14 protein-coding genes are annotated in these 23991 nt (G+C 71.1%); 11 read left to right on the plus strand and 3 right to left on the minus strand.

Features of this window, described 5'->3' with window-relative positions:
• Positions 1 to 85 precede the first annotated feature (85 nt).
• Positions 86 to 2905: a glycoside hydrolase family 3 C-terminal domain-containing protein gene (locus tag ACZ7L7_RS20685; RefSeq protein ID WP_471592946.1), complete on the minus strand. Its 2820-nt coding sequence runs from the start codon at positions 2903 to 2905 to the stop codon at positions 86 to 88.
• Between the two features lie 341 nt (positions 2906 to 3246).
• Between ACZ7L7_RS20685 and ACZ7L7_RS20690 the strand changes: the two genes are divergently transcribed.
• The 7 genes from ACZ7L7_RS20690 to ACZ7L7_RS20720 are packed head-to-tail and all read left to right on the plus strand — an operon-like array spanning position 3247 to position 14173.
• Positions 3247 to 4938: an extracellular solute-binding protein gene (locus tag ACZ7L7_RS20690; protein WP_285513707.1), complete on the plus strand. Its 1692-nt coding sequence runs from the start codon at positions 3247 to 3249 to the stop codon at positions 4936 to 4938.
• Positions 4939 to 4965: 27 nt separating this feature from the next.
• Entirely contained in the window at positions 4966 to 6000 is a 1035-nt protein-coding gene (locus ACZ7L7_RS20695; protein ID WP_472076758.1) for an ABC transporter permease, read from the plus strand.
• On the plus strand, positions 5997 to 6926 hold the full coding sequence (locus tag ACZ7L7_RS20700; RefSeq protein ID WP_285513709.1) for a carbohydrate ABC transporter permease: 930 nt from the start codon (positions 5997 to 5999) through the stop codon (positions 6924 to 6926). Before ACZ7L7_RS20695 ends, ACZ7L7_RS20700 begins: the two co-directional genes overlap by 4 nt.
• Before the next feature lie 52 nt (positions 6927 to 6978).
• Complete coding sequence (locus ACZ7L7_RS20705) at positions 6979 to 9258, plus strand: exo-alpha-sialidase (RefSeq protein WP_285513710.1); 2280 nt, start codon at positions 6979 to 6981, stop codon at positions 9256 to 9258.
• Positions 9258 to 11225 (plus strand): beta-galactosidase, encoded by a 1968-nt coding sequence (locus ACZ7L7_RS20710; RefSeq protein ID WP_472076760.1) that lies wholly within the window; start codon positions 9258 to 9260, stop codon positions 11223 to 11225. Before ACZ7L7_RS20705 ends, ACZ7L7_RS20710 begins: the two co-directional genes overlap by 1 nt.
• A complete protein-coding gene (locus ACZ7L7_RS20715) occupies positions 11222 to 13420 on the plus strand; it encodes a glycosyl hydrolase family 95 catalytic domain-containing protein (RefSeq protein WP_472076762.1) in 2199 nt (732 codons plus the stop codon). The genes ACZ7L7_RS20710 and ACZ7L7_RS20715 overlap by 4 nt, the downstream gene beginning before the upstream one ends.
• Positions 13421 to 13456: 36 nt before the next feature.
• Positions 13457 to 14173, plus strand: a complete 717-nt coding sequence (locus ACZ7L7_RS20720; RefSeq protein ID WP_472076764.1) for a glycoside hydrolase family 12 protein — start codon at positions 13457 to 13459, stop codon at positions 14171 to 14173.
• Positions 14174 to 14224: 51 nt separating this feature from the next.
• Here the strand turns inward: ACZ7L7_RS20720 and ACZ7L7_RS20725 are convergent, their stop codons facing one another.
• Both ACZ7L7_RS20725 and ACZ7L7_RS20730 read right to left on the minus strand, forming a co-directional pair.
• A complete protein-coding gene (locus ACZ7L7_RS20725; protein WP_471592950.1) occupies positions 14225 to 16267 on the minus strand; it encodes a glycoside hydrolase family 31 protein in 2043 nt (680 codons plus the stop codon).
• 72 nt (positions 16268 to 16339) lie between these two features.
• The gene (locus tag ACZ7L7_RS20730; RefSeq protein ID WP_453605793.1) at positions 16340 to 17347 is read right to left on the minus strand and encodes a LacI family DNA-binding transcriptional regulator; all 1008 of its coding nucleotides are present in this window, start codon (positions 17345 to 17347) and stop codon (positions 16340 to 16342) included.
• 284 nt (positions 17348 to 17631) lie between these two features.
• On the opposite strand from ACZ7L7_RS20730, the gene ACZ7L7_RS20735 reads away from it, so the two are divergent.
• From ACZ7L7_RS20735 to ispG, 4 genes are all read left to right on the plus strand, one after another.
• Positions 17632 to 19563, plus strand: a complete 1932-nt coding sequence (locus ACZ7L7_RS20735) for an acyl-CoA dehydrogenase family protein (RefSeq protein ID WP_285513716.1) — start codon at positions 17632 to 17634, stop codon at positions 19561 to 19563.
• A gap of 345 nt (positions 19564 to 19908) precedes the next feature.
• Entirely contained in the window at positions 19909 to 21156 is a 1248-nt protein-coding gene (gene dxr, locus ACZ7L7_RS20740) for a 1-deoxy-D-xylulose-5-phosphate reductoisomerase (protein ID WP_453605789.1), read from the plus strand.
• Positions 21157 to 21164: 8 nt separating this feature from the next.
• Entirely contained in the window at positions 21165 to 22457 is a 1293-nt protein-coding gene (locus tag ACZ7L7_RS20745) for a M50 family metallopeptidase (protein WP_285513750.1), read from the plus strand.
• 159 nt (positions 22458 to 22616) lie between these two features.
• Positions 22617 to 23774 (plus strand): flavodoxin-dependent (E)-4-hydroxy-3-methylbut-2-enyl-diphosphate synthase, encoded by a 1158-nt coding sequence (gene ispG / locus ACZ7L7_RS20750; RefSeq protein ID WP_093719024.1) that lies wholly within the window; start codon positions 22617 to 22619, stop codon positions 23772 to 23774.
• Positions 23775 to 23991 lie beyond the last annotated feature (217 nt).

Consider the following 23991-nt stretch of genomic DNA (forward strand, 5'->3'; position numbering starts at 1 on the left):
TACGTCTCCCGCAGGGTCGAAGGGGCCCGGCACCGTTGCCTTCCGGTGCCGGGCCCCTTCCTGTGCGCCGGCTCGCTCCGGACCCTCAACCGGAGAAGCCGACGTGCGCGAGCCGCAGCGGGCCGCGCAGCCCGATCCGGACGTCGTGGACGCCGGTGGCGGTGAAGTCGGCGGTGAGTTCGGCGTACTCGTACGGGCCTGACGGGGCGTCGGTCGCCAAGGCGGCGAGCACAGGGCCGCCGTCGAGCGCCACCTCCACCGCGCCCTCCCCGGTCACCGTCACCGATACCTCCGCGACTCCTGGTCCGAAGTCACAGGCCCGGTAGAGGAGTTCGCCCGCCCGGTCCCCGGCCGGGGTCACCGCGTCGCCCGCCGTCCTGGTGCGGTCCACGATCGCCGTGCCGCTCTGCTCGTCGAAGTCGGCTGCGTCCAGGCCGCGTTCGCGCACCGGGCGCGGAGACACGCGCGAACCGTCCAACACCACCGTCGTCCGCAGCCGCACGTCCTCACTGGAACCGCCCGCCATCAGGTCGTACGGCCCCGGCTCCCGGTGCCACCGGCCGTGCGCCACGTCCCAGAACGCGAAGGCCGACAGCGGCAGCTCGAAGACCAACTCGGCGCGCTCGCCCGGGGCGAGGGTGACCCGGCGGTGGTCCAGCAGCTCGCGGCGCGGACGCGGCACCGAGGGGTTCATGGCCCGTACATACAGCTGGGCGACCTCGTCGGCCGTCATCCGCCCGGTGTTGGTCACCGAGAAGGTCACGCGGACCGTCTCCCCGCTCACTTCCGTGGTCAGGTCGTCGTAGGCGAAGGACGTGTACGACAGGCCGTGGCCGAAGGGGTAGAGCGGGGTGCCCTCGAAGTACAGGTAGGTCTGGCGGCCGCCGATCACGTCGTAGTCCAGCAGGTCCGGCAGGTCGGCGTCGCTCGCGTACCAGGTCTGCGGGAGGCGTCCGGCGGGGGAGATGTCACCGGCCAGGACACGGGCCAGCGCGGTACCGGCCGCCTGTCCGCCGTGCGCCGTCCAGAGCACGGCGGACAGGGCGCCCGGTTCGAAGGCGTAGGGGTAGGCGGAGACCAGGGCCAGCACCGTGCGGGGGTTGGCGGCGCGGGCGGCGTGCAGCAGCCGCTCCTGGTGCGCGGGCAGGCGCAGGGTCGTACGGTCCTCGGTCTCCCGGCCGTGGATGTGCGGGTCGTTCCCGGCGACCACCAGCACCACGTCGGCGCCCGCCGCCGCGCGGGCCACCGCGTCCTCGCCGCGCTCGACGAGGACCAGCTCGAAGACTTCCCCGTCCTCCTCGGCAACCCGCAGGCCGTCGGCGGCGACACAGACGTGGTGACCCGTGCCGATGTGCCTGAGGAGGTGTCCCGCGCCGTGCGGTTCCAGCCGGAAGGTCTCCTGCACGACCCAGCCGCCCGGCTGGTCGGCGGAGGCGCGCACGTGCCCGTCCTCGGCGACCGACAGATAACGGCCGTCCGGCGCCCGCAGCGTCAGCACGCCCTCGCCCCAGTCCACCAGCGCCAGTTCGGTACCCACCGGGTCCGTGGTGAGCGGCGGCAGATCGGTACGGCCCGCCAGCAGCGCCGGGTCCAGGGCGCCCTCGGCGCCGGGCGCCTCGTCGTCGGCGCCGCCCTCGGGGACGTACAGGAAGGCCCCGGTGGAGGTGCGCAGCCGTACCCGGTCCACGCCCTCCGCGAAGGTGACGTTCTCGGCGCCGAACCGCTCGTACAGGCCCTCCAGCGGGGTGGAGCGGTGGATGAGGCTGCCGCTGTACCAATCGAGCTTGCACTCGTCGGCGAGCAGGCCGACCACGGCGACGCGGGTGCCGGGGATCAGCGGCAGGACGCCGTCGTTGCGCAGCAGGACCACGGCCTGCTCGGCGGCCTCCTGGGCCAGCGCCCGGTGTTCGGGGGTGTCGAAGGCGCCCGGGTCGTCGTGGTCGTCGAACTCGCCGAGCCGGAACCGGACCGAGAGCTGGCGGCGGACCGCGGCGTCGATGTCGGCCTCGGTCAACAGGCCCCGCTCATAAGCCCTCCGCACGCGCTCCACGATCTTCGAGCTGTCCGTGCCGTGGTCCGTGAAGCTGTCCACGCCCGCCCGCAGGGCCGCCGCCGTCGCCTCCTCGTGGGTGTCGAAGTACTGCTCGGAGTCGACCAGGTTGGAGGGCGCGCCCGCGTCCGAGCAGACCAGCAGCTCCTCGTCGGTCCAGGTGCGCAACTGCTCGCGCAGGTACGGAGATACGTGGTTGGGGCGGCCGTTGACCAGGTTGTACGCCGGCATCACCCCGGCCACGGCGCCCGCCTCGACCGCGCCGCGGAAGGCGCGCAGGTCGTACTCGTGCAGGACGCGGGGGCGGACCGAGGAGGACGTGGTGTCGCGGTTGGTCTCGTTGTTGTGGGCCAGCCAGTGCTTCAGGACCGGCGCGGTGCGCCAGTACACCGGGTGGTCGCCGCGCAGGCCCCGCGTGTAGGCGGTGGCGAGGGCGGAGGTCAGCCGCGGGTCCTCCGAGTAGCCCTCCTCGTTGCGGCCCCACAAGGGGTGGCGCAGCAGGTTGACCGTGGGGGACCAGACGTTCAGGCCCACCCGGTCGTCCTTGGCGCGCATCGCGCGGGCCTCCCGGGAGACGGCCTCGCCGATCCGGCGCAGGAGGTCGGGGTTCCAGGTGGCGCCGAGGCCCACCGCCTGCGGGAAGACGGTCGCCGGGCCCATCCAGGCCACACCGTGCAGGGCCTCCTGGCCGGTGCGGAACGCCGCGACGCCGAGCCGCTCCACGGCGGGGGCGAACTGGTGCAGCCAGCCGATCTTCTCGGAGAGGGTCAGCCGCGCGAGAAGGTCGTCGACGCGCTTCGCGAACGGCAGCCGCGGATCGCGAAACGGCGGAACGGATGGCGGGTGTGCGGTCACGTGGGGATCCCCTTGCGATGGATCGACTCAATGCTTTCGAAGCGCTTCGATGCTCATTCGAGGCGGGGTGAGGTGTCAAGAGACGTGCCCGGTCAGTTCAAGCAGCACATAGAAAAGGTCGAGTCCCCCCGGCACGAGGAATCTTGCGAACGACCCTTGTGCGCCCCTGGGTGTTCACTTAACCTCGCAGCAACATCGAAGCGCTTCGACTGCGATCCGCGCCCCATCGGTCGGAGCACTGCTTTCAGCTCGGCCAGTTACTCAAGCTCGGCCAGTTCTCAAGACACCGCAGCCGACGGCCCACCGCCGGGTGTCCAGGTGCGCCATGAAGGGTTGACGCAATGACGCCGAACGCCTCCTCCGCCCCGTCCGCGCCCAGCCGGAGAAGCTTCCTCGCCTCCTCGGCGGTCGCCGCCGCGGCGGTGGCCGGAGGGATGCCGCTGCTCGCCGCGTGCGGCGACTCGGACAACAGCTCGCGCGAGGGGACCACGTCGGCGAAGGACGCGAAGAAGATCCTCCCGGCGTTCGTCGCCAGCAACGTCGTCAAGCCGGACATCCCCGCGAGGAACGGCTCCGCGATCGGCTTCACCGGCAAGCTGGACCTGGCCGGCCTGAAGACCTCGGTGCCCGAGAAGCTCGGCAAGGGCGGCAAGGTCACGATCATGTCGCCGTTCTGGGGCTCCCCGCCCAAGAGCGACAACGACTACTACACGGCGATGAACGAGCTGATCGGCGTCGACGTCCAGTGGCAGAACCAGGACGGCAACACCTACGAGCAGAAGCTCGGCGCGGTACTGGCCTCCAGCGACGTCCCGGACGTGGTGGTCGTCCCCGGCTGGAACATGAACGGCAAGATACCCAGCGCCATCATCGGCAAGTTCGCCGACCTCGGCCCCTACCTCTCCGGCGACAAGGTCAAGGAGTACCCCAACCTCGCCGCGATCCCCACCGACGCCTGGCGCCGCTCCATCTTCGGCGGCAAGCTGCGCGGACTGCCCATGCCCGCGCCCTGGGCGCCCAGCATGGTGCCGCTGTACCGGCGGGACATCTTCGAGAAGGAGGGCTACGAAGTCCCCACGTCCTGCGACGAGTTCATGGAGCTCGCCAAGGACATCACCAACGCGAGGGCCAAGCGCTGGGCCTGCCTGGACATGAAGTGGACCGCCTTCCAGGCCTTCGGTGTCCTCTCCGGCAGCGAGAAGCCGCTCGGCTGGAACCTGGTCGACGGCAAGCTGATCTACCGCGTGGAGACCGAGGAGTACCTCGAAGCCCTGGAGTGGTCCCGCAAGCTCTTCGAGGCGGGCGTCGTCCACCCCGACTCCAAGATGGGCAAGAACGCCCCCGACGCAGGCCCCAAGTTCGCCAAGGGCGAGTTCCTGATCTACCCCAACAACATCTCCCAGTGGTGGGGCCGCACCGCCGAACAGGCCGCGACCAACCCGGAGTTCAGGATCTGGGGGATGGACGTGTGGGGCCACGACGGGGGCGAACCGACCCTGTGGGCCGAACAGCCCGCCGGCATCTTCGCCTTCGTCAACAAGAAGGCCTCCGAGTCGGTGATCCGCGAGGTCCTCGCCGTCGCCAACACCACCGCGGCGCCGTACGGCACCAAGGAATACATGATGACCAACTACGGTGTGGAGGGCACCCACTACACCGTCAAGGACGGCGTCCCCACCAAGACCGACCAGGGCAACCTGGAGGTCAGCAACGCCTACGTCATGGTGGCGAGCCCCGCCGCGACCATCGCCCACCCCGACTTCCCCGAGGTCGCCAAGGGGCAGGTGGAGTGGCAGCAGCGGATGGGCGCCTTCACCAAGAAGTCCTCCTTCTACGGCATGCAGATCACCGAGCCGAGCCGCTGGACCAACCTCTCCAACGACTTCGAGCAGCTGGAGGACGACATCGTCCGCGGCCGCAAGAAGATCAGCGACATGCAGCAGGCCGTCTCCGACTGGAAGAGCAAGGGCGGCGACAAGCTGCGCGACTGGTACAAGCAGATCCTCGACGAGAACGGCTCCGCCGCCAACTGATCGGGCACCGAGGCAAGGAGAACGGCCGTGTCGCACAGCACGGTGCCTCGGAGCAGGGCCGAGGCCGAAACGACGGCGAAGTCCCCGGCGGCGTCCGACGACGCCGTCGGGCCAGGTGGCACACCCCCGAAGGGGAGGCTCGGCCTGCGGCACAGGTTCAGGCGCGACCGCGTCCTGCTCCTGATGACCCTGCCCGCCCTCATCCTGGTCCTGCTCTTCAACTACGTGCCGATCCTCGGCAACGTGGTCGCCTTCCAGGAGTACGACCCCTACATCAGCGACAACGGGGTCGTCTCCATCTGGCACAGCCCCTGGGTGGGCCTGGAGAACTTCCGGCGGATCTTCGAGGACTCCGCCTTCTGGCAGGCCGTCCAGAACACGCTGGTCCTCTTCTTCCTCCAGCTCGTGCTGTTCTTCCCGATCCCGGTCGCCCTCGCGCTGCTGATCAACAGCGTGATCCGGCCCCGGGTACGGGCGGTGGCACAGGCCGTGCTGTATCTGCCGCACTTCTTCTCGTGGGTGCTGGTGATCTCGGTCTTCCAGCAACTGCTGGGCGGCGCCGGGCTGTTGTCGCAGCTGCTGCGGGACCACGGGTACGACGGGCTGGACATCATGACCGACCCGAGCACCTTCAAGTTCCTGGTCACCGCGCAGGCCGTGTGGAAGGACGCGGGCTGGGGGATCATCGTCTTCCTCGCCGCGCTGGCCGCCGTCAGCCCCGACCTGTACGAGGCCGCCGCGATGGACGGCGCGGGCCGCTGGCGCCGGATGTGGCACGTCACCCTGCCCGCGCTGCGCCCGGTGATCGCGCTGCTGCTGGTGCTGCGCGTCGGTGACGCCCTGACCGTGGGCTTCGAGCAGATCCTGCTGCAACGCGACGCGGTGGGACCGGGCGCGGCGGAAGTGCTGGACACCTTCGTGTGGTGGAACGGCGTCCGCAACCAGGACTTCGGCTACGCGGCCGCCGCCGGCCTCGTCAAGGGCGTCATCAGCATCGGACTCGTCCTGGCCGCGAACAAGGTGGCCCATCTGATGGGCGAGCAGGGGGTGTACAAGAAATGACCACGGTCGTCGACAAGCCGGTACGGCGCCGCTTCGCCGCCCCGCCCCGCCCGGTCTGGGAGGAAGCCCCGACCAAGGCGGGCCTCGCGAGCAAGGCCCTGGTCCTGGGCTTCGCCTGCCTCGCCATCCTCTTCCCGCTGTGGATCGTCGTCGTCACCAGCCTGTCCAGCCGTCAGACCATCGACGAGGCCGGCGGTCTGGTGATGGTGCCGAAGGACATCACCTTCGTCGCCTACCAGGAACTGCTCAGCGGCGGCCAGGTGACCCGGGCGACGATCGTCAGCGTGCTGGTCACGCTGGTCGGTACGGCGTTCTCGATGACGGTGTCCGTGCTGTGCGCCTACGGCCTCTCGCGCGGCGGCTCGCTCGGCCACCGGTGGATCCTGATGACCCTGCTGGCCACGATGTTCTTCAGCGCCGGCCTGATCCCGACCTACCTGCTGGTGCAGACGCTCGGCCTGACCGACAGCTATCTCGCGCTGATCCTGCCGAGCGCGATCAGCGTCTTCAACATCCTGGTACTGCGCGGCTTCTTCATGGGGATCTCCCCGGAGCTGACCGACAGCGCCCGGATCGACGGCGCCGGCGACTTCCGCATCCTGTGGCAGATCGTCCTGCCGCTGTCCCGGGCGGTCGTCGCGGTGATCACCCTGTTCTACGCGGTCGGGTACTGGAGCGCCTGGTTCAACGCCTCGCTGTACCTCAACGACCAGGACATGATGCCGCTGCAGAACGTGATGATCCAGCTGGTGCAGAAACAGGAGGCACCGGTGGGTCTCGGCCAGGCGATCAAGACGGGGCAACTGTCCGGGCTCGCCGTGCAGATGGCCGTGATGGTGATGGCGCTGCTCCCCGTGGCCGTTCTCTCGCCCTTCGTCCAGCGGCACTTCAAGAAGGGGATGCTGACCGGCGCGGTCAAGGGCTGACCGCGCCCCTCGGACGAGCGATCCCCCATTCCCCCTCAGCGAGGTGTGTGTCATGCCCCTGCCCCCGTCCCCATCGCCCCTGCCCCCATCGTCCCCGTCCCCATCCCCTCTGCCCCGTCCACGTCGTCGCACCGTGCTGGCCGGAGCCGCCGCGCTCACCGCCCTGTCCGTGGGCACGGGCACCGCGCGGGCGGCAGCGCCCACCCCGGCCTCCGCGCCCACCCCGGCCTCCGCGCCCGCCCCGGCCTCCGCGCCCGTCTACCGCTGGCGCAACGCCGTCATCGGCGGCACCGGATTCATCACCGGCGTCCTCTTCCATCCCTCCGTCCGCGGCCTCGCCTACGCCCGCACCGACATCGGCGGCGCCTACCGCTGGGACGACCGCACCGCCCGCTGGACACCGCTCCTGGACCACACGGGCTGGGACGACTGGAACCTCCTCGGCGTGGAGGCCCTAGCCGTCGACCCCGCCCACCCGGACCGTCTCTACGCGGCCGTCGGCACCTACGCCCAGCCCTGGGCCTCCAACGGCGCCGTCCTGCGCTCCGAGGACCGGGGCGCGACCTGGACCCGCACCGACCTGCCCGCGAAGCTCGGCGCCAACGAGGACGGCCGGGGCACGGGCGAGCGCCTCCTGGTCGACCCGCGCGACAGTGACACCCTGTGGCTCGGCACCCGGCACGACGGCCTGCTGAAGTCGACGGACCGGGGCGCGACCTGGGCCGCCGCGCAGGGCTTCCCGCCCGCACCCGGCGCCTCCGGCCAGGGCGTCACCGTCCTCGTCGCCGCCGGACGCACCGTGTACGCCGGCTGGGGCGACTCCGACGGCACCGCCCCGAACCTGTACCGCACCACCGACGGCACCACCTGGGAGGCGGTACCGGGACAGCCCTCCGGCACCGCCGCTAAGGTCCCGGTCCGCGCCGCGTACGACCGCACCGCCCGCCACCTGTACGTGACGTACGCCAACGCCCCCGGCCCCAACGGGCAGTCCGACGGCAGCGTGCACCGCCTGTCCACGCTCGACGGCGAGTGGACCGAGGTCACGCCGGTGAAGCCGGGCGGCGACGACACCTTCGGCTACGGCGGGGTCGCCGTCGACGCCCGCCGCCCCGGCACCGTCGTGGTCTCCACCAACAACCGCTGGGCGGCCGTCGACACCCTCTTCCGCAGCACCGACGGCGGCCGGACCTGGACCTCCCTGAAGGACTCCGCTGTTCTCGACGTGTCCGAGACCCCCTATCTCAAGTGGGGCGGCGACGCCCCCAAGTTCGGCTGGTGGATCCAGGCGCTCGCGCTGGACCCCTTCGACTCCCGCCACCTTGTCTTCGGCACCGGCGCCACCCTCTACGGCACCCGGGACCTGAAGCACTGGGCGCCGCGGATCCGCGGTCTGGAGGAGGCGTCGGTGGTGCAACTGGTGTCGCCTCCGGTCGGGAAGGCGCACCTGCTCAGCGGGGCGCGGGACATCGGCGTGATGTACCACGACTCGCTCACCGCGTCCCCCTCGCGCGGCATGGCCACGAACCCCGTGTTCGGGTCGGCGACGGGGCTCGCCCAGGCCGCGCTGAGGCCGGCGTACGTCGTCCGCACGGGCTGGGGCGACCACGGCAACGGCGCGTACTCCCGCGACGGCGGGCGGACCTGGGCGCCCTTCACGGCCCAGCCCGACCTCGCGGCCGGCGCACCGGGACCGATCGCCGTCAACGCCGACGGCAGCGTGCTGCTGTGGGTCTTCGTGCACTGGGACGGCACCAGGCACCCCGCCTACCGCTCCGCGGACAACGGCTCCACGTGGACCGAGGTCCCCTCCTTCCCGAAGGGCGCCACGCCGGTCGCCGACCCGGCCGACCCGACGCTCTTCTACGCGTACGACACCGATACAGGAACGCTACTCGCCAGCACTGACAGTGGCCGTTCCTTCACGGCGCGTGCGACCGGACTGCCCTCCGGGGACAGCCAGTTCAAGGTGGCCGCGGCGCCCGGCAGATCCGGCGACCTGTGGCTCAGCGCCAAGTGGAATGGCCTGTACCGGTCTACTGACGGCGGGGGACGCTTCACGAAGGTGGAGAGCTGCTGGGCGTCGTACACGCTCGGCTTCGGCAAGGCCGCCGAGGGCGCCGACTACCCGGCGATCTACCAGGTCGGCTCCACGGGGGCGATCACCGCCGTGTACCGCTCCGACGACGGGGCGCGCAGCTGGGTGCGGATCAACGACGACCGGCACCAGTGGGGCTGGATCGGCGAGACCATCACCGGCGACCCGAGGGTGTACGGCCGGGTGTACCTGGCCACCAACGGCCGGGGCATCCAGTACGGGGAGCCCGCGTGATGCCGACCCTCGCCGACGCCACCCGGGGCCGCATCCTCTTCGGCGGCGACTACAACCCCGAGCAGTGGCCCGAGGAGACCTGGCCCGACGACGTTCGCCTGATGCGGGCCGCCGGGGTCAACTCCGTCACCGTCGGCGTCTTCTCCTGGGCGAAGCTGGAGCCCCGGCCGGGGGAGCGGGAGTTCGGCTGGCTGGACCGCCTGCTGGACCTGCTGCACGGCAACGGCATAGGCGTGGTCCTCGCCACCCCCACCGCCTCACCCCCGCCCTGGCTCGGCCGCCTCCACCCCGACACCCTCCCCGTCGACGAGGACGGCCGCACCGAATGGTGGGGCGGCCGCCAGCACTTCTCGCACTCCAGCGACACCTACCGCCACCACGCCGCCGCCATCACCGAGGACCTCGCCGCCCGCTACGGCACCCACCCCGCCCTCACGATGTGGCACATCAACAACGAGTACTGCACCTACGACCACAGCGACCGCGCCGCCGCCCGCTTCCGCGCCTGGCTGAAGCAGCGGTACGGCACCCTCGACGCCCTCAACACCGCCTGGGGCACCGCTTTCTGGAGCCAGGGCTACGGCGACTGGGCGGAGATCCACACTCCGCGCCGGGCCCACTACCTGAAGAACCCCTCCCAGGTGCTCGACTTCAAGCGGTTCACCTCCGACATGCTGCTGGAGTGCTACCGCGCCGAGCGCGACATCGTCCGCCGGTACAGCCCCCACCTCCCCGTGACCACCAACTTCATGCCGCTGTGGGAGGGCGTGGACGCCTGGCGGTGGGCGGACGAGGAGGACGTGGTCTCCGTCGACCTGTACCCCGACCCCCGCGACCCGCTCGGCGCCCAGCACGGCGCCCTCGTCCAGGACCTCACCCGCTCCCAGGCCCGCGGCCCCTGGATGCTGATGGAGCAGGCGGCGGGCCCGGTCAACTGGCGGGGCGTCAACCACCCCAAGCCCCGCGGCCTCAACCGGCTCTGGTCGCTGCAGGCCGTGGCCCGTGGCGCCGACGCGGTCTGCTACTTCCAGTGGCGCCAGTCCCGGCAGGGCGCCGAGAAGTTCCACTCCGGGATGGTCGGCCACGCGGGGGAGGAGGGCCGTACGTACCGGGAGGTGCGGCGGATCGGCGCCGAACTCGCCCGTATCGCACCCGAGGTGACCGGCACCCACACCGTCAACGACCTCGCGATCCTGCACGACTGGCACTCCTGGTGGGCCGGCGCCCACGAAGGGCGGCTGTCCGGCGAGGTCGACTACGCACAGGTCCTCACGGCCTGGCACCGGGCCCTGTGGGAGTCCCACCTCACCGCCGACTTCGCCCACCCCGAGCACGACCTGACCCGGTACCGCATGGTCGTCGTCCCGCAGTTGTACGCGCTCACCGACACCGCGATCGACAGTCTCGTCGCCTACGTCCGCCGGGGCGGCACTCTCGTCTCCGGCTTCCTCACCGGCATCGCCGACCAGGACGACCGGGTGCGCCCCGGAGGCATGGACGCCCGGCTGCGCGAGCTGTTCGGGATCGGCACCCTGCACGAGTGGTGGCCGCTGGAGGCGGGGGAGACCGTCCGGTGCGGCGGGTTCGGCGGGACGCTGTGGTCGGAGGAGATCGAGAGCGTGGAGGGCGCCGAGGTCGTGGCCGCCTACGAGGGCGGCGAACTCGACGGCCTGCCCGCCGTGCTCCGCAACGGCCGCGCCTGGTACCTCTCGACTCTCCCCGAGCCGTCCCACCTGCGCGAACTGCTCGCCGGGATCGCCGCACGGGCGGGCGTGCGGCCACCGCTGGACGGTCTGCCCGCCCAGGTCGAGGCCGTCCGCCGAGGAGAGGCCCTCTTCCTGCTCAACCACGCCCGCGAACCGGTCACCGTACCCGTCCCCGGCACCCACCACGACCTGCTGACCGGCGCGAAGGTCACCGACGGGGTCACCCTCGACCGCTACGGAGCGGCGGTGCTCACACCATGACCGACGCCCCCGTCCACGGCACCTGGGAACCCGCACCGGCCGCCCGCTGGGAGGACGCCTTCCTCAGCGGCAACGGCCACCACGGCGTCCTTGTGTTCGGTGATCCGAACGACGACCGGGTCATCGTTACCCATCACACCCTCGTCCGCCCGAACGGCAGCGAGAACGCCCGCCCGCCCGAACTCGCCGCCCGCCTCCCCGAACTCCAGGACCGGCTCCTCGCCGGTGACACCACAGCCGCTGAGGAATTCACCGACGGCCGCCCCCTCCAGTGGGTGCAGCCCTTCCATCCGGCCTTCCAGATCCGGCTCCGTGGGACGCCGGGCGGCGACCACGGCTACCGGCGCTCCGTCGACTTCACCACTGGTGAGGTCACCGCCGTCCGCGAGAACTGGTCCAGCCAGGTCTTCGTCTCCCGCGCCGACGACGTGATCGTCCAGTACGTCACCACCCCCGGCCCCCGCCTCGACATCGCCCTCGACCACCGCCTCCCCGGCGCCCCCGACGGACTCGGCATCGGCGAGAGCGCCGTCCTCACCGGCGACGGCGCCCTGCTCAGCCTGCGCGCCCGCTACCCAGGCAGCGACCGCGCGTACACCGGGGTCACCCTCGCCGTCGTCACCGGCGGCGCCCGCTCCCTCGTCCCGCCCGGCCTGCGCGTCGAGGGCGCCGCCACGGTCCTGCTGCTCACCCGCGTCCGCCGCCACACCGGCGAGGCCGACGTGCTCGCCGAGGGGCGCGCACTGCGCGCACTCCTCCCCGGCACCGAGCAGCCGTACGACACCCTCCTCGCCCGCCACCTCCCCCTGCACCGCACCGCCTACGAGCGCGTCGCCCTCGACCTCGACGCCGACCCGGACGAACGCGCCCTGCCGGGCTCGGAGTTGCTGAAGCGGCCCCGCAGCGCGGCCCTGCTGGAACGGCTCTTCGCGGCCGGGCGCTACCACCTGCTGTCCAGCAGCGGCCTGTTCCCGCCCCGCCTCACCGGCCTGTGGACCGGCGACTGGGACACCGCCTGGTCCGGCGCCTTCACCACCGACGCCAACCTCAACCTCCAGATCGCCTCGGCCGCCGCCGCTGCCCTCCCCGAGGTCACCGAGGCCCACGCCGCCCTGGTCCACGCCCAGGTGGAGCATTGGCGCGACAACGCCCGCGCGATCTTCGGCACCCGGGGCGTGGTGGCCCCCGCCCACACCGACGGCGAGTCCGGGCACCTGTACCACTTCAGCCGCGAGTACCCGCTGCACCTGTGGACCGCGGGCGCCGACTGGCTGCTCACCCCGCTCGTCGAGCACGACGAGACCCAGGGCACCCGCGACCCGCGCACCGCCGCCCTGCTCGCCGAAGTCGCCCAGTTCTACGAGGACTTCCTCACCCGCACCGACGCCGACGGCAAACTCGTCGTCGTCCCCTCCTACTCACCGGAGAACCGCCCCGCCAACGCGAGCTGGGGCACCCTCAACGCGGCCATGGACCTCTCGGCAGCCCGGCACGCCCTGACCACGGCCGCCGACTACCACCCCGAGCACGCCCAGCGCTGGCGCGCCCTGGCCGACCGGCTCCCCCCGCACCGCACCAACGACGAGGGCGCGCTGGCCGAATGGGCGAGCCCCGGCCTGCGCGACACCTACGACCACCGCCACCTCAGCCACCTCTACGGCGTCTGGCCCCTGCACGGGATCAACCCCTACGACACCCCCGGCCTCGCCCGAGCCGCCCACCGCGCCCTCGAACTGCGCGGCGCCGAGAACGACTCCGCGCACGGCCACCTCCACCACGCCCTCGTCGCCGCCCGCCTGCGCGACGCCGACCGCGTCGCCCACGCCCTCGGCCAGGTCCTGGACGGCGACTGCTTCCACGCCTCCCTGATGAGCGCCCACTACCCGAACCGGCACGTCTACAACGCCGACGCCGCCCACGCCCTGCCCGCGGTGCTCATCGAGGCACTCGTCCAGTCCACGCCGGGCCGCCTGGTCCTGATCCCCGCCCTCCCACGGGCGTACCCGAGGGGCCGGCTGCGCGGCATCCGCACCCGCTTCGGCGCCGAGCTGGACCTCACCTGGACCCCCGACACCGTGACCGCCCACATCCGCCCCACCCGCACGGTCCGCGTCGAACTCAGGACTTCCACCGGCACGAGCGCACTCGACCTCGTCGCCGGAGAAGACCACGTCCTCACCGAGAGGACGCGGTAACTCCCCCCATTTCCCCCCACCCATGGAAGGGACACCATGGCAGCAACCCGCACACTCGGCCGCCTCACCAAGGCCCTGCTTGCCCCGGCGCTCGCGCTCGGCGCCACCGTCGGCCTCGCCTCCGCCCCGGCGCACGCCGCCGTCTGGAGTTCCTGCGACCAGTGGGGCAACACCAGCCTCAACGGCTACACGCTCTACAACAACATCTGGGGCTCCGGCGCGGGCGCCCAGTGCGTCTGGGCCAACTCCGGCACGAACTGGGGCGTCTGGGCCGACCACCCCAACACCGGCGGCATCAAGTCGTACCCGAACGCCAAGAAGGTGGTCAACAAGTCGATCACCTCCCTCGCCTCGCTGACCAGCAGCTACAACGTCACCGTCCCGTCGTCCGGCGCGTACAACACCTCGTACGACATCTGGGACACGGACTACGACTACGAGATCATGCTGTGGGTCAACTACAACGGAGCCGTCGGCCCGCTCGGCACCTCCCAGGGCTCGGTCACGCTCGGCGGGCACACCTGGAACGTGTACAAGGGCAACAACGGCTCCAAGGAAGTGTTCTCGTTCCTGCGCACCTCGGACTCCAGCTCCGGGACCGTCAACATCCTGCCGATCCTCAAGTGGATCAAGGACACCAAGGGCTGGATGGGGAACGAGACCATCGGGGACGTCCAGTTCGGCTACGAGATCACCTCGTCCGCCGGCGGTCTGGACTTCTACACCAACAACCTGACGGTCAGCAGCAGCTGACCGGGTAGGAAGTGTGTGGCCGATCCTCCCCTACGGGACCGGCCGCACACGTCATTCCGCGATCGGCAGCTCGGCGCCGTCGCGCAGGAACAGCGGGATGCGGTCCAGCGGCGCGTCCACCGTCACGGCCCGACCGCCCTCGTACGTCCGTCCCGTCCACGCGTCGGTCCAGCGGGCGCCCGCCGGGAGGTACGTGGTGCGGGCGGTGGCGCCCGCCGTCAGCACCGGGGCCACCAGCAGGTCGGGGCCGAAGAGGTAGGCGTCGTCGACGCCCCAGCACGCCTGGTCGGCGGGGAATTCCAGGAACAGCGGCCGCATCACCGGCAGCCCTTCCTCGTGCGCCGCCCGCATGACCTCCATGACGTACGGCCGCAGCCGCCCGCGCAGACGCAGGTACCGCTCCAGGATCGCGCCGGCCTCCTCGCCGTACGACCAGACCTCGTTGGGGCCGCCCGTCATGTCCGGGCCGAGCGGCATACCGGGGTCGCGGAAGCCGTGCAGGCGCATCAGCGGCGAGAACGCGCCGAACTGGAACCAGCGGACCATCACCTCGCGGTACGCGGGGTCCTCCGGGTCGCCGCCGTGGAAGCCGCCGATGTCGGTGTTCCACCAGGGGATGCCGGACAGCGCGGTGTTCAGGCCCGCCGCGATCTGGCGGCGCAGGGTCGGGAAGTCGGTGCCGATGTCGCCGGACCACAGGGCGGCGCCGTAGCGCTGGCTGCCCGCCCACGCCGACCGGTTCAGCGTGACCACCTCGGTCTCCCCGGCGGCGGTCAGCCCCTCGTGGAAGGTGCGGGAGTTCTCCGCCGGGTAGAGGTTGCCGACCTCCAGACCGGGGCCCGCCCAGTAGCGCAGGTTCTCCTGGAAGCCGGGCTTCAGCTCCGGCTCGCAGGCGTCCAGCCAGAAGGCCGTGATGCCGTACGGCTCCAGGTAGTTGGCCCTGATCCTGGACCACACGAAGTCGCGTGCCTCGGGATGGGTGGCGTCGTAGAAGGCGATCTGGACGGTGGAGGCGACCTCCTTGTCCGGCCAGTCGGCGTGCGCGGTCGGGCCGTACTGGGTGCCGATGAACCAGCCGCGCTGCTCCAGCACCGGGTGGTTCTCGGAGAGCGGGGAGACCGACGGCCAGACGCTGACGACCAGCTTCACGCCCATCTCGTCCAGTTCCCGGACCATCGCGGCCGGGTCCGGCCACTCCTTCGGGTCGAACTTCCAGTCGCCCAGGTGCGTCCAGTGGAAGAAGTCGCAGACGATCGCCGACAGCGGCAGGCCCCGGCGCCTGTACTCCCGGGCCACGGCGAGGAGTTCGTCCTGGGTGCGGTAGCGCAGCTTGCACTGCCAGAACCCGGCCGCCCACTCCGGCAGCATCGGCGTGCGTCCGGTCACCGCGCTGTAGCGGCGCTGACCGTCGGCCGGGTCGCCCGCGCAGATCCAGTAGTCGATCTGGCGGGCCGAGTCGGCCACCCAGCGCGTGCCGTTGTGGGCCAGCTCCACGCGGCCGATCGCCGGGTTGTTCCACAGCAGGGTGTAGCCGCGGCTGGAGACCAGCACGGGGACGGAGACCTCGGCGTTGCGCTGGATGAGGTCCAGGACCAGGCCCTTCTGGTCCAGCCGCCCGTGCTGGTGCTGGCCCAGGCCGTACAGCTTCTCGTCGTCGTAGGCGGCGAAGCGCTGCTCCAGGCGGTGGTAGCCGTTGCCGACCGCCGTGTAGAGGCGGGGTCCCGGCCACCAGAAGTGGGCGCGTTCCTCGGCGAGCAGTTCCCCGCCGTCCGCGGTGCGCACGAAGCGGATCATGCCCTCGGCGTCGAGGTGGACGGTGAGCGCGCCGACGGTGAGCTGCCCGCGGCCGTCCTCGATCTTGACGGTCGACGAGGTCGCCGGGGCCTCGTCCAGCAGCGCCCCGGGCAGGTCCTCCAGCACCGGCCCGCCGAGCCGGGTCCGTACCCGCACCGCGTCCGGGCCCCACGGTTCCACGCGCACGGTCTCCTGGCGGCCGCTCCACTCCAGCGCGCCGTCGCGCTCGCGGAACGTGCCGACGGTGGGGGAGGACTGCGCCAGGCTGACCTTCACAGGGGGTTCGGCAGGCAGATTCACGAGGCGTACTCCTGAACGATGGCAGGGGGAAGCAGCCCCCTCGGGGACAGGGGGCGCCAGGGCAGGTGCGGGTCAGGAAGCGGCCGGTCCCGAACTCGCCCGGACCGTCAGTTCGGGGGCGAGGAGCACGACTTCGTCCTCGCCCCGGCCGTCCAGCTTGGCCACCAGGTGCTCCACGGCGCGCCGGCCCATCTCCTGGGCCGGGATGGAGACGGAGGTCAGCCGCACGGAGGCCTGCACGGCGACCTGGTCGGGGCAGATCGCGACCACGGAGACGTCCTCCGGCACCGCGCGGCCCTGCTGGCGCAGCAGGGCGAGCAGGGGCTCCACGGCCGACTCGTTCTGCACCACGAACCCGGTGGTGCCGGGGCGCTCGTCGAAGACCCGCGCGAGGGTCACGGCCATGGCGTCGTAGCCGCCCTCGCAGGGCCGGTGCAGCAGCCGTACGCCCGTCTCCCGGGCGCGCGAGCGCAGCCCGTCGAGGGTCCGCTCGGCGAAACCGGTGTGCCGCTCGTAGACCGCGGGCGCCTCGCCGATGACCGCGATATCCCGGTGACCGAGCCCCGCCAGATGCTCCACGCACAGCGCGCCGGTCGCCCGGAAGTCCAGATCGACGCAGGTCAGCCCGGTGGTGTCGGCGGGCAGTCCGATCAGTACGGAGGGCTGGGCGGCCTCCCTGAGCAGCGGCAGGCGTTCGTCGTCGAGTTCGACGTCCATCAGGATCATGGCGTCCGCGAGCCCGCTGCCGGTGACCCGGCGTACCGCGTCCGGGCCCTCCTCGCCGGTGAGCAGCAGGACGTCGTGGCCGTGGGTGCGCGCGGTGGTGGCCACCGCGATGGCGATCTCCATCATCACCGGCACGTACATGTCGGTGCGCAGCGGGACCATCAGCGCGATGATGTTGGACCGGCTGCTGGCCAGCGCCCGCGCGCCCGCGTTCGGGTGGTAGCCCAGCTCGCGGATGGACTGCTCGACCCGCTGCCGGGTGGTCGCGGAGATGGACCGCTTGCCGCTGAGGACATAGCTCACCGTGCTCGCCGAGACTCCGGCGTGCTGGGCGACCTCGGCGAGGGTGACCATCCGGCTTCTCCCAGTTTTGTGAAGCGCTTCGACAGTGCGCACGATGAATAGGGGCGGGTGAGGGTGGTTCGACAGTAGCCGCACGAAGGGTGGGTGTCCATAGGCCGTCGAAGCGCTTCGACAATCAAATCAAGGCCGACATCGGCCGAACGGCCGCACGCGGGGTGGCCACCTCGCCGGTAATCGGGTACATACGATCGAGTAGCACCGGTCAGTAACTCTACGTCCGCACGACCGGTCCTCACGATCTGTCAGAGATCCCTATTCGCGGCGAGGTGAGCCTCATGTCCGCACCAACGACCAAGCCCACAGTGACTGAGCGTGAAGCGCGCCAAGTGGCCGAGGCGGCCCGCGAGCAGGACTGGCGCAAGCCGAGCTTCGCCAAGGAACTGTTCCTCGGGCGCTTCCGGCTCGACCTCATCCACCCGCACCCCATGCCGACCGACGAGGCCACCCAGCGCGGCGAGGAGTTCCTCGCCAAACTGCGCGACTTCCTGGAGACCAAGGTCGACGGCGCCCAGATCGAACGCGAGGCCCGCATCCCCGACGAGGTCATCACCGGCCTCAAGGAGATCGGCGCCCTCGGCATGAAGATCGACACCAAGTACGGCGGCCTCGGCCTCGGCCAGGTGTACTACAACAAGGCCCTCGCCCTGGCCGGCTCCGCCTCGCCCGCCATCGGCGTGCTGCTCTCCGCCCACCAGTCGATCGGCGTGCCCCAGCCGCTGAAGCTGTTCGGCACCCCCGAGCAGAAGGAACGGTTCCTGCCGCGCTGCGCCCGGACCGACATCTCCGCCTTCCTGCTCACCGAGCCGGACGTGGGCTCCGACCCGGCCCGGCTCGCCGCCTCCGCCGTACCGGACGGGGACGACTACATCCTCGACGGCGTGAAGCTGTGGACCACCAACGGCGTGGTCGCCGACCTCCTCGTCGTCATGGCGCGGGTGCCGAAGTCCGAAGGACACAAGGGCGGCATCACGGCCTTCGTCGTCGAGACCAACTCGCCCGGCATCACCGTCGAGAACCGCAACGCCTTCATGGGCCTGCGCGGCATCGAGAACGGCGTCACCCGCTTCCACCAGGTCCGGGTCCCCGCCGCCAACCGCATCGGCCCCGAGGGCGCCGGCCTGAAGATCGCGCTGACCACGCTGAACACCGGGCGGCTGTCCCTGCCCGCCTCCTGCGTCGCGGCCGGCAAGTGGTGCCTGAAGATCGCCCGCGAGTGGTCGGCCGCCCGTGAGCAGTGGGGCAAGCCGGTCGCCCACCACGAGGCGGTTGGCGCCAAGATCTCCTTCATCGCGGCCACCACCTTCGCCCTGGAGGCCGTCACCGACCTCGCCTCCCAGATGGCCGACGAGGACCGCAACGACATCCGGATCGAAGGCGCCCTCGCCAAGCTCTACGCCTCCGAGATGGGCTGGCTGATGGCCGACGAGCTGGTCCAGATCCGCGGCGGCCGCGGCTTCGAGACCGCCGACTCGCTCCGGGCCCGCGGCGAGCGCGGGGTCCCCGCCGAGCAGATGCTGCGCGACCTGCGCATCAACCGGATCTTCGAGGGCTCCACGGAGATCATGCACCTGCTCATCGCACGCGAGGCCGTCGACGCCCACCTCTCCGTCGCCGGGGACCTCATCGACCCCGACAAGTCCCTCCAGCAGAAGGCGAAGGCGGGCGCCGGGGCGGGCGTCTTCTACGCCAAGTGGCTGCCGAAGCTGGTCGCGGGCCAGGGCCAGCTGCCCTACGCGTACGGCGACTTCAAGCACGACGTCGACCTGGCCACCCACCTGCGCTACGTCGAACGCACCTCCCGCAAGCTCGCCCGCTCCACCTTCTACGCCATGTCCCGCTGGCAGGGCCGGATGGAGACCAAGCAGGGCTTCCTGGGCCGGATCGTCGACATCGGCGCCGAACTGTTCGCCATGAGCGCCGTCTGCGTCCGCGCCGAGCACCTGCGCGCCCAGGGCGAGCACGGCCGCGAGGCGTACCAGCTCGCCGACGCCTTCTGCCGCCAGTCCCGGCTGCGGATCGAGGAGCTCTTCGGCCGCCTGTGGCACAACACCGACGACGTCGACCGCACGGTCGTCAAGGGCGTGATGTCGGGCACGTACGAGTGGCTGGAGGAAGGCATCGTCGACCCCTCCACCGACGGCCCGTGGATCGCGGACGCGACCCCCGGCCCCAGCGAACGGGAGAACGTCCACCGCCCGATCCGCTGACGGCGCACGAACGGGGCGCTCCCCCCTTTGCCCCCGTAAGGGGGGAGCGCCTGTCCTACGAGCAGGATGTCCGCGCCCAGCGGGATGTCCGCACCCACGCACCCCCGTGAGAGGGACCGCCCTGTCCTTTGCACGCCCCGTTCCGGCCACAATGGGGGAATGAGTGACTCTCCAGCCGCACGAGGGCGCGGGCCGGAAGCCCCGTCTGCCCCGCGACGCCATGCACGCACTCTCGACGCACCGGGCGCTGACCCAAGTACATCCAGTACGAGGGCCAACGCCCGGCACGCCGAGAGCACGCGCCTGACGCCGCAGGGCCCGCCCTCCGGGCGGACCACGGGGCTTTTGGCCCGCGCCCTCGCCGACCCGCACCTGGTCTTCGACCCCGTAGCGGGCGACGGCCCGAAGGACGTGGTGATCCTCGGCTCCACCGGGTCGATCGGCACCCAGGCCATCGACCTCGTGCTGCGCAACCCCGACCGGTTCCGGGTCACCGCGCTCTCCGCCCACGGCGGGCGCGTCGCCCTCCTCGCCGAGCAGGCCCACCGCCTGCGGGTGAACACGGTCGCGGTCGCCCGCGAGGACGTCGTACCGGAGCTGCGCGAAGCGCTGCGCGAGCGCTACGGCGCGGGCGAGCCGCTCCCCGAGATCCTCGCCGGGCCCGAGGCGGCCACCCACGCCGCCGCCTCCGACTGCCACACCGTCCTCAACGGCATCACCGGCTCCATCGGCCTCGCCCCCACCCTCGCCGCCCTGGAGGCGGGCCGCACCCTCGCGCTCGCCAACAAGGAGTCGCTCATCGTCGGCGGCCCGCTGGTCAAGGCGCTCGCCAAGCCCGGCCAGATCATCCCGGTCGACTCCGAGCACGCCGCCCTCTTCCAGGCGCTGGCCTCCGGTACCCGCGCGGACGTGCGCAAGCTCGTCGTCACCGCCTCCGGCGGCCCCTTCCGCGGCCGTACGAAGGAGGAGCTGGCGCACGTCACCGTCGAGGACGCCCTCGCGCACCCCACCTGGGCCATGGGCCCGGTGATCACGATCAACTCCGCGACCCTCGTCAACAAGGGCCTGGAGGTCATCGAGGCGCACCTCCTCTACGACATGCCCTTCGACCGCATTGAGGTCGTCGTGCATCCCCAGTCGTATGTTCACTCGATGGTGGAGTTCACGGACGGATCGACGATCGCGCAGGCGACGCCCCCCGACATGCGCGGGCCGATCGCCATCGGCCTCGGCTGGCCGGAGCGCGTCCCGGACGCGGCGCCCGCGTTCGACTGGAGCAAGGCCTCGACATGGGAGTTCTTCCCGCTCGACAACGAGGCGTTCCCGTCGGTGAACCTCGCCCGCCACGTCGGTGAGCTCGCGGGTACGGCCCCGGCGGTGTTCAATGCCGCCAACGAGGAGTGCGTGGAGGCCTTCCGGTCCGGCGCGCTGCCCTTCAACGGGATCATGGATACCGTCACACGGGTGGTCCAGGAGCACGGAACCCCGGCCACGGGAACCTCTCTCACCGTCGCGGACGTCCTCGAAGCGGAGACCTGGGCACGGACCCGGGCCCGGGAACTGGCGGCACAGACGGCGGAGGCCCGTGCATGACGACCCTGATGTTCATCCTCGGCATAGTGGTCTTCGCTGTCGGGCTGCTGTTCTCGATCGCGTGGCACGAGCTGGGGCACCTGTCCACCGCCAAGCTCTTCGGCATCCGCGTGCCGCAGTACATGGTCGGCTTCGGCCCGACCCTGTGGTCGCGCAAGAAGGGCGAGACGGAGTACGGCATCAAGGCCGTCCCGTTCGGTGGCTACATCCGGATGATCGGCATGTTCCCGCCCGGTCCCGACGGACGCCTGGAGGCCCGCTCCACCTCGCCCTGGCGCGGCATGATCGAGGACGCCCGCGAGGCCGCGTTCGAGGAGCTCAAGCCGGGTGACGAGACCCGCCTCTTCTACACGCGCAAGCCGTGGAAGCGGGTCATCGTGATGTTCGCGGGCCCGTTCATGAACCTGGTGCTGGCCATCGGCCTGTTCCTCACCGTGCTCATGGGCTTCGGCATCTCCCAGCAGACCACCACGGTCAGCTCGGTCTCCAAGTGCGTCATCGCCCAGAGCGAGAACCGCGACACGTGCGAGAAGTCCGACCCGTCCTCCCCGGCCGCCGCCGCGGGCCTGAAGGCCGGCGACCGGATCGTCGCCTTCGACGGCGTGCGCACCGACGACTGGAACCAGCTCTCCGACCTGATCCGCGCCAACCCCGGCGAGAAGGTCGACATCATCGTCGAACGGGACGGCAAGGAGGTCCCGCTCACCGCGACGATCGCCACCAACCAGGTCGCCAAGAAGGACTCCAGCGGGCAGATCGTCCAGGGCGAGTACGTCGAGGCCGGCTTCCTCGGCTTCAGCGCCGCCACCGGCATCGTCAAGCAGGACTTCGGCGATTCGGTGACGTGGATGGGCGACCGGGTGGGCGACGCCGTCGACTCCCTCGCCGCGCTGCCCGGCAAGATCCCCGCCCTGTGGGACGCGACCTTCGGCGACGGCGAGCGCGAGGCCGACTCCCCGATGGGCGTGGTCGGCGCGGCCCGGGTGGGCGGCGAGATCTTCACCCTGGACATCCCGGCCAGCCAGCAGCTCGCCATGGCGGTCATGCTGGTCGCGGGCTTCAACCTCTCCCTGTTCCTGTTCAACATGCTCCCGCTGCTGCCGCTGGACGGCGGCCACATCGCGGGCGCCCTGTGGGAGTCGCTGCGCCGCAACACCGCCAAGGTGCTGCGCCGCCCGGACCCGGGTCCGTTCGACGTGGCGAAGCTGATGCCGGTGGCGTACGTGGTGGCCGGGATCTTCGTCTGCTTCACGCTGCTGGTGCTGATCGCGGACGTGGTCAACCCGGTCCGTATCTCGTAGCGGTGAACGGCCGGGAACGCCGCGGTTCCCGGCCGTCCACCATTGAGTGGGTTTGCCGCCGGGATGTGCTGGCAGCAAGGCCCGTACCGTAATCTCGAACCCTGGAGCCCGCCGCTGACGGGACCGGACCTTGATCCACGACTTGGGGTTGCACAGCAGATGACTGCGATTTCTCTCGGCATGCCGTCCGTTCCGACCAGGGTTGCCGAGCGCCGGAAGAGCCGGCAGATCCAGGTGGGCACGGTCGCGGTGGGCGGCGACGCCCCGGTCTCCGTGCAGTCGATGACCACGACCCGTACATCCGACATCGGCGCGACGCTCCAGCAGATCGCCGAGCTGACCGCGTCCGGCTGCCAGATCGTCCGCGTGGCCTGCCCCACCCAGGACGACGCCGACGCCCTCGCGACCATCGCCAAGAAGTCCCAGATCCCGGTCATCGCCGACATCCACTTCCAGCCGAAGTACGTCTTCGCCGCGATCGAGGCGGGCTGCGCGGCGGTCCGCGTGAACCCGGGCAACATCAAGCAGTTCGACGACAAGGTCAAGGAGATCGCGCGGGCCGCGAAGGACCACGGCACCCCGATCCGCATCGGCGTCAACGCGGGCTCCCTCGACAGGCGCCTGCTCCAGAAGTACGGCAAGGCCACGCCGGAGGCCCTGGTCGAGTCGGCGCTGTGGGAGGCGTCCCTCTTCGAGGAGCACGACTTCCGGGACATCAAGATCTCGGTGAAGCACAACGACCCGGTCGTCATGATCGAGGCGTACAAGCAGCTCGCCGCCCAGTGCGACTACCCGCTCCACCTCGGTGTGACGGAGGCGGGCCCGGCGTTCCAGGGCACGATCAAGAGCGCGGTGGCCTTCGGCGCCCTGCTCTCCCAGGGCATCGGCGACACGATCCGCGTGTCCCTCTCGGCGCCGCCCGCCGAGGAGGTCAAGGTCGGCATCCAGATCCTGGAGTCCCTGAACCTCAAGCAGCGCGGCCTGGAGATCGTCTCCTGCCCGTCCTGCGGCCGCGCCCAGGTCGACGTCTACAAGCTGGCCGAGGAGGTCACCGCGGGCCTGACCGGCATGGAGGTCCCCCTCCGCGTCGCCGTCATGGGCTGCGTCGTCAACGGTCCCGGCGAGGCCCGCGAGGCCGACCTCGGCGTCGCCTCCGGCAACGGCAAGGGCCAGATCTTCGTCAAGGGCGAGGTCATCAAGACGGTCCCGGAGTCCAAGATCGTCGAAACCCTCATCGAGGAGGCCATGAAGCTGGCCGAGCAGATGACGGACGAGGGCACCCCGTCGGGCGAGCCGACGGTGTCGGTGGCCGGCTGACGGGGCCGGGTTCTCGGGGCGAGTGGCCGTGCAGGTCGGCCACTCCCAGCCCGTCCGGTGTTTGAGGACGAGGCCCGTTCAGGGCCGATGCGGGGTCTGGGGGCGGAGCCCCCAGGCACCCGGGGCAGGATGGACGTACCGCACGTGGAAAGCACCGGCACACCACAAGGCACGTCCCAGCTTCCGCAGGTACAGTGCGGAGATCAGCCCCCTGACC

The organism is Streptomyces sp. NPDC110618 (assembly GCF_055657065.1).

Excerpts from the sequence above, each read along its gene's own strand:
- ACZ7L7_RS20720 (WP_472076764.1), top strand. The coding sequence starts at position 13,457 with ATGGCAGCAACCCGCACACTCGGCCGCCTCACCAAGGCCCTGCTTGCC.
- ACZ7L7_RS20735 (WP_285513716.1), top strand. The coding sequence starts at position 17,632 with ATGTCCGCACCAACGACCAAGCCCACAGTGACTGAGCGTGAAGCGCGC.
- ACZ7L7_RS20745 (WP_285513750.1), top strand. The coding sequence starts at position 21,165 with ATGTTCATCCTCGGCATAGTGGTCTTCGCTGTCGGGCTGCTGTTCTCG.
- ACZ7L7_RS20690 (WP_285513707.1), top strand. The coding sequence starts at position 3,247 with ATGACGCCGAACGCCTCCTCCGCCCCGTCCGCGCCCAGCCGGAGAAGC.
- ACZ7L7_RS20705 (WP_285513710.1), top strand. The coding sequence starts at position 6,979 with ATGCCCCTGCCCCCGTCCCCATCGCCCCTGCCCCCATCGTCCCCGTCC.
- ACZ7L7_RS20715 (WP_472076762.1), top strand. The coding sequence starts at position 11,222 with ATGACCGACGCCCCCGTCCACGGCACCTGGGAACCCGCACCGGCCGCC.
- ACZ7L7_RS20710 (WP_472076760.1), top strand. The coding sequence starts at position 9,258 with ATGCCGACCCTCGCCGACGCCACCCGGGGCCGCATCCTCTTCGGCGGC.
- ACZ7L7_RS20700 (WP_285513709.1), top strand. The coding sequence starts at position 5,997 with ATGACCACGGTCGTCGACAAGCCGGTACGGCGCCGCTTCGCCGCCCCG.
- ACZ7L7_RS20730 (WP_453605793.1), bottom strand. The coding sequence starts at position 17,347 with ATGGTCACCCTCGCCGAGGTCGCCCAGCACGCCGGAGTCTCGGCGAGC.
- ispG (WP_093719024.1), top strand. The coding sequence starts at position 22,617 with ATGACTGCGATTTCTCTCGGCATGCCGTCCGTTCCGACCAGGGTTGCC.